General features: G+C 42.0%; 2 protein-coding genes. Both read left to right on the top strand.

The window, feature by feature from the left end; translation table 11 throughout:
• Window positions 1-2,930 (top strand): class I SAM-dependent methyltransferase (locus tag CDG79_RS17055; RefSeq protein ID WP_094343180.1); only part of this gene is annotated, 2,930 nt, incomplete at its 5' end.
• Window positions 2,931-3,002: 72 nt separating this feature from the next.
• A complete protein-coding gene (locus CDG79_RS17050; RefSeq protein WP_094343176.1) occupies window positions 3,003-13,436 on the top strand; it encodes a non-ribosomal peptide synthetase in 10,434 nt (3,477 codons plus the stop codon).
• The last annotated feature ends 49 nt before the right edge of the window (window positions 13,437-13,485 follow it).

The raw sequence follows: 13,485 nt of genomic DNA, 5'->3' as shown, positions 1-13,485 counted from the left end.
AGCAGGGGAGCAGGGGAGCAGGGGGGCAGGGGAGAAATTATCAACTGTTGGTACTTTCGGCTAAAACTGCGAGTGCGCTTGAGCAGGCAACGGCTAATTTAATCACGCATTTAAAAGAGTATCCAGAACTGAATTTGGGTGATGTAGCTTATACCCTCAATAGTGGTCGGCAGGGTTTTAATTACCGACGGATGTTAATTTGTCAAGACTTAGAAGATACTGTCAAAGGTCTTAGTAATTTAGAGCCAAAACAATTTTTTACTAATTATACAGAGATTACCGAACGGTCTGTTGTCTTTATGTTTCCCGGTCAAGGTTCTCAGTATGTCAATATGGCGCGGGAAATTTACGAAACTGAGACAGTATTTAAAGAACAAGTTGATTATTGCTCAGAAATTCTTAAACCCCTACTAGGGCTAGATTTACGTCATATTATTTACCCCAGTGAAGAAAAGATTGATGAGGTATCAAAGCAACTTCAGCAAACAGCGATCGCTCAACCTGCTATTTTTGTAATTGAGTACGCCCTAGCTAAATTATGGCAGTCTTATGGAGTGGAGCCACAAGCTGCGATCGGTCATAGTATTGGCGAATATGTAGCAGCAACTCTAGCAGAAGTTTTTTCTCTAGAAGATGCCTTATCTCTGGTAGCTGCACGCGGACAAATGATGCAGCAACTTCCCAGTGGAGCAATGCTTTCTGTTCCACTGCCCGCAGACAAGCTAAAATCCCTGTTAGGGCAAGAACTGTCTATTGCAGCGATTAATCAACCTTCACAGTGTGTAGTTTCCGGTTCCATAGCAGCAGTAGAGACATTACAAAATCAGCTTGCTGCTCAAGGGATTGAATGCCAACCTTTGCATACTTCCCATGCCTTCCATTCGCAAATGATGGAACCAATCTTAGAAGCATTTGCAGAACGAGTTAAAAAAGTTACTTTAAATCCCCCAAAACTTCCTTATATCTCCAACCTGACTGGTACTTGGATTACAGTCACCCAAGCCACAAATCCTGACTACTACGCTCAACATCTGCGTTCCACAGTGCTGTTTGCCCAAGGTGTCGAGAAATTATTAGCAACACCTGAACAAGTATTACTAGAGGTGGGGCCAGGACACACACTAACTACATTAGTCAAAAGACATCCAGACAAAGCATCTACACAAACAATCTTGACTTCGGTACGTCATCCTCAAGAAAAGCAATCCGATAGTCGTGTTTTATTCACCACATTCGGTCAACTCTGGCTGGCTGGGGTGAAGGTAGATTGGTTTGGATTCTATAGTCAGGATGAATATTATCGTCTTCCCCTACCGACTTATCCCTTTGAACGCCAACGTTATTGGATTGACCCCCCACAAAAAGCAGCTTGGGAACAGTTGCAAACCTTACCCACAACATCACAATTGTGGACATCGCTTACACAAGCAGGTCAAAACCAAGCAAATATTAGAAATGTAGAACTTAACGAGTTAACATATCTAGAGAATAGACAGTGGTTGGATCGTTTATGTACAGCCTACATCAACTCTGCATTCCAGCAATTAAGGGCTTTTAGCAATGCCAAAGAAAAGTATTCTTTGGAGAATTTATTAGCGCAACACCATATTTCTCCCCGCTATCAGCAATTGTTATCTAGATGGTTGCAAATATTAGTAGAACAAGGACAACTACAGCAACATGAAGGGTTATTTTCTGGGCTAGTGCCATGTTCGCAAGATTATATTCATGAACATTTAGAACAAGTCAGAGCGAGGTTCGCTGCTTCATCTTTAGTAGATTTAGATTTAGTGCAACGCTGTGGTGAAAATTTAGCTGCTGTTGTTATTGGCGAACAAGAACCATTAGAGATTTTCAATGAACTAGTTTACCAAAAAGAAAACAATGGTTCATATACAGAATCTCCTTTAATTAGTTACTACAACTCTATCTTGCGCTCAAGTTTGGAACAGGTGGTCAAGTCATTGCCATCATCTGTTCAGCTAAGAGTTTTAGAAATTGGCGCGGGTACTGGTGTGTCTACGCAAGCATTATTACCTGTGTTGACACCCAAACAAACCAACTATACTTTTACTGATATTGGTAGCGGTTTCTTAACTCAAGCCGAACAGAAGTTTAGCGACTATCCCTTTGTTGAATATCGATTACTAGACATAGACAAGTCGCCAATTGAGCAAGGGTTTGAGAAGTATAGCTTTGATGTAATCATAGCCTCTAATGTGTTGCACGCCACTCGGAACATAGATCAAACACTCCACCATGTGCGCTCTTTATTAGCTCCTGGTGGCTTCCTCTTAGTATGGGAAATAACTCAACCGAAAATAGACTTTGATATTAGTTGGGGTCTGCTATTGAAACCTTTAGACGATAAAAGACGCAACCCAGGTCAACCTTTTATCATCAAAAAACAGTGGTTTGAAGCATTACGCACTCAGGATTTTGTTCAAGTTGCTGCGTTTCCCGAAACTGAAGCATTTGAGCATCAAATTATTATGGCTCAAGCTTCTGCATCAGCCGCATTTAGCGCAAAATCTGGGCAAAAAGATACTGACTCCAACTCAGAGATGGCATTACAAACAAAGCCGGATAATTTTCAGCCAGAAAAAATATCTGCACTCCACTCCAGACCTGATTTACCCAATTATTATGTAGCTCCCCGTGATGAGATTGAGCAAAAAATTGCCGATATCTGGCAAGAATTATTAGGAATTAAGCAAGTAGGAATCCATGATAACTTTTTTCAATTAGGAGGAGATTCCCTAATAGCTGTTCAGGTTCTATCCAGATTACGGAATACTTTTTCTATTAAATTAACTGTAGCAAGTTTGTTTGAGTCTCCCACAATAGCTGAAATAGCAGTAAAGCTAGAGAAAGAACCAAAATTAGACACTAGTTTAGGTGGAATTGAGAGAGAAGAAATAGCATTTTAAAGAACAAATAATTTTAAATTACGAATTACGAATTACGAATTACGAATTAGCTGACGTGAAGGTAATAATTCTATGAATATCCAACAATTAGTAGTCGATCTTAGTAAACAGGGTGTAAAGTTGTGGGTTGAAGGTGAGCAGTTGCGTGCTAATGCCCCCAAGGGAGTATTGACGCTAGAAACTCGTGACTTATTAGCAAAGAATAAAGCAGAACTTATCTTGTTGCTACACGAGAAAAATGCAGACACTGATACAGATTTACCGCTCATTAAAACCGAGCGTCCTCAGAACTTACCTCTGTCTTTTGCCCAAGAACGACTCTGGTTATTAAACCAGTTGGAACCAGATAATCCCTTCTACAACGAACAAGCAGTTCTAAAACTTCACGGGAAGTTGAACGTCGTGGCACTAGAGCAAAGCCTCAACAAAATTATCACTCGCCACGAAGCCTTACGTACTAACTTACGCACTATCAACGAGCAGCCAGTCCAGGTAATTACTGACAGCTTAACTTTAAGTGTGCCAATAGTAGACCTAACAGAACTACCTGAAAGAGAAAGAGCGATCGCTTGCCAACAATTAGCCACAACTGAAGCTAATCGACCCTTTGACCTTGTTAACTCTTCTTTAATCCGAGCCTCTGTGGTTAAACTCACAGAGGTAGAACACGCTTTAGTACTAACAATACACCACATCATCTTTGATGGTTGGTCAATGGGCGTATTGATGGGCGAGTTAGCAACCATTTACTCAGCCCTCTGTAATAACTTGTCGCCAAAGCTACCTGAGCTACCAATTCAGTATGCCGACTTTGCTATTTGGCAACGGCAATGGTTACAAGCAGAAGTACTCCAAACGCAGCTTGATTACTGGAAGCAACTACTCAAAAACGCTCCTACCTTACTAGAATTACCCACAGACAGACCAAGACCAGCTATTCAAACTTTCCGGGGCGCAATTCAATATAGAGAATTTTCAAATGAACTGAGTCAAGCCCTTGCCAATTTCAGTAGGCAAGAGGGAGCTACCCTATTCATGACGCTGTTTTCCGCTTATGTTACCTTGCTTTATCGCTATACAGGCTCCGATGACATTGTAGTGGGTACGCCCCTTGCTAACCGCGATCGCTTGGAACTTGAAGGGTTAATTGGCTTTTTTGTCAACACTTTAGTGCTACGTACTGATTTGTCAGGCAACCCCAGTTTTCAGCAGTTGCTAAGTCGAGTCCGGCAACTGACACTGCAAGCTTACACTCATCCAGACCTCCCCTTTGAGGAGTTGGTAAAAACCTTACAGCCACAACGAGACCTCAGCCATACACCACTGTTTCAGGTGATGTTTGTCCTCGAAAATGCGCCCATATCTGAGTTAGAACTGACTGGGCTAACTCTCAGTCCATTAGCGACAGAAAAGACAACTGCCAAGTTTGATTTAACTTTATTCATTAAAAATACTACCTCTGGGCTGATAGCTATATGGCAATACAACACAGACTTGTTTGACCCTAGCACCATAGAACGGATGGCAGGTCATTTTGTGACGTTGCTCGAAAGCATTGTTACCAACCCACAGCAGCAAATTTCCCAATTGCCCCTGCTGACACAAGTTGAGCAACAGCAGTTGTTAGTATGGAATAATACTCAGGTGGATTATCCCCGCGATCGATCTATCCATCAGTTGTTTGAGGAACAGGTAGGGCGTACACCTGATGCAGTGGCGGTGGAGTTTGAAAATCAACAACTGACTTACCACCAATTAAACTGCCGCGCTAACCAGTTGGCGCACTACCTCAAGTCTTTAGGAGTGAAAGCCGATGTATTGGTTGGGTTGTGTGTCGAACGTTCCTTAGAAATGGTCGTGGGACTATTAGGGATTCTTAAAGCAGGTGGGGTATACCTGCCACTTGACCCAGAGTATCCAACTGAACGCCTGAGTTTCATGTTAGAAGATGCTCAAGTTTCAGTGTTGTTGATTCAGCAGTCACTCATTGACCGATTACCCCAGCATCAAGCAAAACTTGTCTGCTTAGATACTGACGCTCAACTGATTTCCGAGTGCAGTCAGGACAATCTCATCTCTGGCGTACAAGCCAATAACTTAGCTTATATAATTTATACTTCTGGTTCTACAGGTAAACCTAAAGGTATAGCCATGAATCAGCTTGCCCTTGGCAATATGATTTTATGGCATCGGGAAAACCTGAAAATTTCTCGTAGAGCAAAAACGTTGCAATTTGCTCCCATCAGCTTTGATGTCTCCTTCCAAGAAATATTCTCTACCTGGTGTTCTGGAGGCACATTGCTGTTAATTACAGAGGAATTGCGTCGTGATGCAGTGGCTTTATTAGGTTTTATTCAAGAAAAAGCTGTTGAAAGACTGTTTGTTCCCTTTGTTGCTTTGCAGCAACTAGCTGAAGTAGCTGTTGATAGTGAATTAGTTACTACTCACCTACGGGAAATCATCACTGCTGGCGAACAGTTGCAAATTACTCCCGCAATTTCTCAATGGTTGTACAAATTGACTGATTGTACTTTGCACAACCATTATGGGCCATCAGAAAGCCATGTAGCCACCAGTTTTACCCTGACTAATTCAGTAGAGATATGGCCGCTACTGCCTCCGATTGGGCAACCAATTGCCAATACACAGATATATATCTTAGATAAATATTTACAGCCTGTACCTATTGGTGTGCCTGGAGAATTGCACATTGGTGGTGTTGGATTAACAAAAGGCTACTTCAACCGTCCCGAATTGACACAAGAAAAATTTATCTCTAATCCGTTTAACAATTCAAAACTATATAAGACGGGGGATTTAGCACGTTATTTACCAGATGGCAATATTGAATACTTGGGACGTATTGACAATCAAGTAAAAATACGTGGTTTCCGCATTGAATTGGGCGAGGTTGAAGCAGTCCTAAGCCAACATAGTGATGTGCAAGCATCTTGTGTCATCGCCCGCGAAGATACCCCTGGTGATAAACGCCTAGTCGCTTATGTGGTAGCACATCAGAACCCTACACCGACAATAAGTGAACTCCGGCAATTCCTGAAAGCAAAGCTGCCAGAGTATATGGTTCCAAATGTTTTTGTCATCTTGGAGTCTTTGCCACTAACTCCTAGCGGCAAGCTAGATCGCCGCGCTTTGCCTGTACCAGATTTATATAGCGATTGCACAGACAAATATGTAGCTCCACGGACTCCAATCGAAGAACTGTTGGCACAAATTTGGGTGCAAGTGCTGAAACTAGAGCTTGTAGGTATATATGATAACTTCTTTGAACTTGGGGGACACTCGCTACTAGCAACGCAATTGGTTTCACGTATCCGCAACATTTTTAAAGTGGAACTACCATTGCGTGAGTTGTTTGCAAGAGCAACAGTAGCCGAATTAGCACTCTTTATTGAGCAGCTACAGCAACAGAACTTACAACTGTCTGCACCACCCATTTTACCAAGAACCAAGAATACAGACTTACCACTGTCTTATGCTCAACAGCGTTTGTGGTTTTTAGACCAGTTTGAGCCGAACAGCCCCTCTTACAACATTCCTGTGGCTTTGCGTCTAGTCGGAACTCTTAATGTTGCAGCGCTACAGCAAAGCTTACAAGAAATTATTCATCGCCACGAAGCCTTACGTACCAATTTCGTCACCGTTAATGGACAACCTTCTCAAATCATTCAAACACAAACGAATTGGACAGTTTCAGTTGTTGAATGCGAATATCTGCCACTAGGCGAACAAGAAATAATTACACAGCAATTAGCGCAACAACAAGCTATTCAACCGTTTGACTTGGATAATGAAGCATTATTCCGGGCGACATTAGTAGTGCTATCGCAGACAGAACACGTTTTGTTAGTGTGTATGCACCACATTGTCTCTGATGGTTGGTCAATGGGTGTGTTTATCCAAGAACTAGCAGCACTGTACAATGCTTATTCTCAAGGTCATCTGTCACCTTTAACACTACTGCCGATTCAGTACGCAGATTTTACCATCTGGCAAAGAGACTGGTTGCAAGGTGATGTACTGCAAACTCAACTAAGTTACTGGCAACAACAACTAAAAGATGCACCAGCTTTATTGTCGCTGCCTACAGACCGACCAAGACCTGCTGTGCAGACTTTTGTGGGGGCGTATGAAAAGTTTGCACTGTCAGTTGAGTTAACTGATAGGTTGACAAAACTGAGCCAGCAGCAAGGAGTGACGTTGTTCATGACGCTGTTAGCAGCTTATGATACTCTGCTTTACCGCTACACCGGACAAACAGACATTTTGGTGGGTTCGCCAATTGCTAACCGCGATCGCTTGGAGACTGAAGGGTTAATTGGCTTTTTTGTCAACAATTTAGTTATACGTACCAACTTGGCAGGTAATCCGAGCTTTAGTGAATTACTCACTCGTGTTCGAGAAGTAGCTTTAGGAGCTTACGCTCATCAGGACTTACCTTTTGAAATGCTGGTGGAAGCATTGCAGCCAGAACGGGATCTCAGCCATACACCTCTGTTCCAGGTAATGTTTGTTCTGCAAAATACGCCCATGTCTCAAGTAGAGTTGACTGGGTTAACTGTTACTCCATTGATCAGTGAAGGGACAACGGCAAAGTTTGATTTGACTTTATCAATGCAGAACACTGCTACGGGGCTGGTGGGTGCGTGGGAGTACAACACTGACTTATTTGATGCCACCACTATCGAGCGAATGACTGGTCATTTTGTGACATTGCTAGAAAGCATTGTTACTAATCCGCAGCAGCAAATTTCCCAATTGTCCCTGCTGACAGAAGTTGAGCAACATCAACTGTTAGTAGAGTGGAACGATACTCAGGTTGATTATCCACTAAATAAGTGTATCCATCAGTTGTTTGAAGAACAGGTTGGGCGCACCCCGGATGCTGTGGCGGTGGTGTATGAAAATCAACAACTGACTTACCACCAATTGAATTGTCGTGCTAACCAGTTGGCACATTACTTGCAGTCCTTGGGTGTCAAACCAGATGTGCTAGTGGGGTTGTGTGTAGAGCGTTCTTTAGAAATGATAGTAGGGCTACTGGGTATTCTCAAGGCTGGTGGAGCATATCTGCCACTCGATCCAGACTATCCTCAAGAACGCTTGAGCTTTATGCTGGAAGATGCTCAAGTTCCAGTTCTGCTGACACAACAGCAACTCCTGGAAAAGTTACCTCAACATCAAGGGCAGGTTGTTTGTTTAGATACTGACTGGCAATTTATTTCTCAGTCAAGCCAGGATAATGCGTTAGCGCAGCTTACCGTAGGTATCGCTCCTGTGCAAGCAACTAACTTGGCTTATGTGATTTATACCTCTGGTTCTACCGGAAAGCCTAAAGGAGTGATGCTTTCTCACCGCAACCTTTGCAACCACATGTTCTGGATGCAAGCAACATTCCCCCTGACTGAAGCAGACAAAGTGCTACAGAAAACTCCCTTTAGCTTTGATGCCTCAGTTTGGGAATTTTACGCTCCTTTATTAGTAGGCGGACAATTGCTATTAGCTCAACCAGGAGGTCATGCTGACACTGCTTACCTGTTAGAGTTAATTGCCCAAGAGCAGGTTACTACTGTTCAATTTGTCCCATCATTGTTACAAATACTCATAGAACAAGGAGGACTCGAAACTTGTCAGTCCCTCAAACAAATCTTCTGCGGAGGTGAAGCCTTACCAGTTGCTTTGCAAGATCGGGTGTTAAGTAATCTCAATGTGAACTTGCACAATCTCTATGGGCCGACGGAAGCTTGTATTGATGCAACCTTCTGGACTTGCAAAGAAGAAATTAAACGACAAGTTGTCCCTATCGGTCGTGCGATCGCTAACACGCAGGTTTATATTTTAGATGAATATCTGCAACCAGTTCCGATTGGTGTGCCAGGAGAACTGCACATTGCCGGTGCTGGATTAGCAAGAGGCTACCTCAACCGTCCTGAGTTGACAAAAGAAAAATTCATCCCTAACCCTTTTAGCGATGAACCACATTCCCGCCTTTATAAAACTAGTGATTCAGCACGTTATTTACCGGATGGCACAATTGAATACCTTGGTCGCATCGATAACCAGGTGAAGATTCGCGGCTTCCGCATCGAACTTGGAGAAATCGAAGCAGCCCTCAACACCCATCCCCAAATCCAACAAGCTGTAGCTATTGTCACAGAGGATATTCCAGGTAACAAACGCTTAGTTGCTTATGTAGTCAAGAGTGATGAATCGCTCACCACCAACCAACTACGTCAATTCCTCAAGCAACAGCTACCAGAATACATGATTCCCAGTGGCTTTGTCACCTTAGACAAACTACCGTTAACACCCAACGGCAAACTAGACCGCAAAGCACTACCAACACCTGATGGGGAAATTAGCCGGGAACATGAGTACGTAGCACCACGTACAGCCATAGAACAAATATTAACTAATATCTGGCAAGAACTGCTGCTCAAAGAAAAAGTCAGCATCCACGACAACTTCTTTGAAATTGGTGGCGACTCCATCCTGAGTATTCAAATAGTTTCTCGTGCCAAAAACTCAGGAATACAAATCACTCCCAAACAAATATTCCAAAACCAAACCATTTCCGAACTTGCCAGGGTTGCCAATACAACAGTGAGTGTTGAGTCTAAACAAGGGATAGTGACTGGAGTTGCATCCCTAACACCGATTCAACAAAGGTTCTTTGAACAAAATAGACAAGAGCAACACCATTATAACCAATCAGTTTTATTGCAGATTCCTAATCATCTGCAAAGTGAATTAATTGCAATAGCCTTGAAAAAATTGCTAGAGCATCACGATGCTTTGCGTTTAAAATTCACATCAGTTGCATCTGAACACAAACAAATAAACCAAGGGTTAGATGATAACGTACCATTCGCCGTAGTAGATTTATCATCAACATCTAAAAGCGAACAACCACTAGCTCTAGAAAAAATCGCCACAGAATATCAAGCAAGTTTAAACTTGTCAACAGGGCCGATAATCCAAGTGGTGATGTTTAACTTGGGTGATGAAAGTGATGCCAGGTTGCTAATTATTATTCATCACCTAGCAGTAGATGGTGTAAGTTGGCGAATTTTATTATCAGACCTACAAATAATTTATCAACAATTAATTACTCAGAAACCGATTTATCTAAGTGCGAAAACAACAGCATTTATTGATTGGGCAGAGAAATTAAACAATTATGCACAGTCAGAAATTATAAAATTGGAGTTAGATTATTGGGTGAACCAACCTTGGTCGAAGATAACACCACTACCATCAGATGATGCTGACATTCAACCAGAAAATACAGTAGGTAGTGCTGCTTGTGTGTCAGTGAAATTAACTCAAGAAGAAACCCAGACTCTCCTCCTGTCAGTAAACGAAGCTTACAACACACAAATTAACGATATACTGCTAAGTGCATTAGTACTTTCAATAGCAGAGTGGACGGGAAATTCAACAGTACTAATTGACTTAGAGGGACATGGCAGAGAAGAACTATTTCCAGATATAGACTTATCACGAACTGTAGGTTGGTTTACTAGTTTGTTCCCCGTATTATTGCAACTACCTTCATTAAACCAACCAGGAGAAATAATCAAATCAATCAAAGAACAATTACGAGCGATTCCTAATCGGGGAACTGGCTACGGGATATTGCGTTACTTGTGTAAATATCCGACTATTAATGAACAAATCGAGACAATTCCCGCTTCAGAAATTAGTTTTAACTACCTGGGACAATTTGACCAAGTACAATCAGAAACTGGTTGGAAATTTGCGCCTGAATCTGCTGGCGCTACCCAAAGTTTAAAGCAAACTCGCGACCATCTATTTGATATTAATGCTCTGATCGTAGAAGGTAAACTAGGAATTGATTGGACTTACGATAGTCATATTCACACTCGTTCCACAGTGGAGAAATTAGCACAGAGCTATATTCAATCAATCAGGTCAATAATAGAACATTGCCAGTTAAAAGAAAATAGAGGATATACACCGAGCGATTTTCCAGATACACAGTTGAATCAATTAGAACTGGATGAATTATTAACTCGGTTCCAAACTAAAAAAATTGAATCAATTTATCCACTTTCTTCTTCACAACAGGGAATGCTCTTTGAGACTCTATCTGCTTCTGAGTCAGGGATACATCTTGAGCAGTGCATTTTAAACTTGCAAGAAGACCTAGACTCGTTAGCTTTTGAAAGAGCTTGGCAGCGTCTTATCGAGCGGCACTCGATCCTCAGAACAGCCTTTATTTGGGAAGCTCAAAATGAGCCACTTCAAGTTGTGCTGAAGGGAGTAGAAGTTTCACTAGAGCAGCAAGATTGGCGCGGACTTTCTCTGTCCCAACAGCAAGAAAAATTAGAAACCTATCTCAGTGCAGACCGACTGCGTGGTTTGGAGATGACTAAACCACCGCTAATGCGTTTGGCGCTTTTTCAAGTAGATTCAAATGCCTATCAATTCATCTGGACTTCTCATCACATACTTACAGATGGCTGGTGCGTGCCTCTCATCTTCAAGGAGGTTTTCGCATTCTACGAGGCATTCAGCAAAGGTCAAGATTTATTGCTAGAACCCAGTCATCCCTACAGAAATTATATTACCTGGCTAAAACAGCAGGATTTGTCACAGGCAGAGGCATTCTGGCGGAACAAACTTCAAGGTTTCAAAAGTCCAACCCCATTAGGAATAGAAGCTGAACCTGTTAATTTTTCTGCCCAGGAAGAGCGTTATGGTGAACAAAAAAGCTGCTTAACAGCTGCGGCCACAGCAGCTTTACAGTCTTTGGTGCGGCAACATCACTTGACCTTAAATATTCTAGTTCAAGGCGTTTGGGGCTTGCTCTTGAGTCGCTATAGCGGTCTGGAAGATGTGGTATTCGGCGCGACTGTCTCTGGTCGTCCCTCAGAATTGGTAGGGGCTGAATCCATGTTAGGTCTATTCATTAATACTTTACCGATGCGGCTTTTGGTTTCTCCCCAAGCATCACTTTGGTCTTGGCTTAGAGATATCCAAAATCAAAGCTTCACGCAAGGCGATTATGAATATTGCTCTGAAGGACAAATTCACGAATGGAGTGAAGTACCCGGATCGTTACCTCTTTACGAAAGTCTTCTGGTTTTCCAAAACCATCCAGTCGGTTCATCAGTAAAACAGTCGGTGAACGATGACAAGAATCAACCTCAGACTCGTTCTATAGGCGCACAAACGAAATATACCCTCACCATTCTAGTTAGTCCAAGTTCAGAGCTAGAGTTTCGTGTCATCTACAACCGATACCGTTATGACAATCCGGCCATAACCCAGATTTTGGAGCATTTTCAGACTTTATTGAACAGCATTGTTGATCTTCCAGAGCAGCACCTGGGAACACTGATAGAAAGGATTTTGGCAGAGCAAATTCCGCCAGTTAGACCGCCTCAAAAACTTGTTCAAAAGGAACAGCGAAAAGGCTTTGATGCACCCCAAAATCTCAGGGAATTTCAACTGGTACAAATTTGGGAAGACATTCTAGACATTCATCCTCTCAGCATACAAGATAACTTCTTTGAACTTGGAGGTCATTCCCTTCTAGCTGTCCGTCTCATGTCCCAGATTCAAAAACATTTCCAGATAAATTTACCTTTAGGTATTTTGTTCCAATATCCCACCATCGAACAACTAGCACATTTTCTGGATTCTTCAACAGATTCTTTACCTTGGTCTGCCCTAGTTCCTATCAAAAAGAATGGCGATCAACCACCTCTATTCTGTGTTCACCCTGGAGGAGGAAATGTTCTTTGCTATCACCATCTTGCTTATTATCTGAGTTCAGAACGACCATTCTATGGACTAGAATGTGTTGGTTTAAATCCCGAAAATCAACCTCATACTAGTATTGAAAAAATGGCAACTCACTATATCCAAGAGTTGCAAACTGTTCAACCTCATGGCCCTTATTTTATCTCTGGCTGGTCTTTTGGTGGCTTAGTAGCTTTTGAGATGGCTCAACAACTTTCTCATCAAGGTGAACAGATAGCTCTGTTAGCTCTAATAGATACTAATCCTCCTTATCTAAGTTATAAAGAACCAGTAGACTATGCTTTTCTATTAGTAGAGTTATTCAAAGATCGTTTAGACCTCTGTTTAGAGGAACTGCGACAATTAGAACCAGAGGAGCAGATAATTTATGTTGAGGAACAAGCTAAACAGAAAAATGTAGTTATACAAGGTTTTGACTTCGAGCAAGCTCCCCATCTTCTGAAAATTTTCCAGATCAACGCTGAAGCCGTACAAAATTACAAAGGTGAATATTACTCAGGCTCAATTGTTCTATTTAAAGCCAGTGAGACTGATGCCGATCTTGAATATCACTGGAATGAACTAGTTGAACATATAGAAACTGTTGTAGTTCCTGGTAATCATCTAAATATGGTGTTACCACCTCATGTCCAGACCCTAGTTCAAGAACTAGAAAAGTTTATTGAACAAGCAAGAGACCAATCAATAGACATCTAATAAAAACTATGTAAAGACGCTAAATTTGCGTCTTTACGTTGTCTGTAAA

The organism is Nostoc sp. 'Peltigera membranacea cyanobiont' 232 (assembly GCF_002245985.1).
Taxonomy (GTDB): domain Bacteria; phylum Cyanobacteriota; class Cyanobacteriia; order Cyanobacteriales; family Nostocaceae; genus Nostoc.
This window is presented reverse-complemented; position numbering and strand designations above follow the sequence as displayed.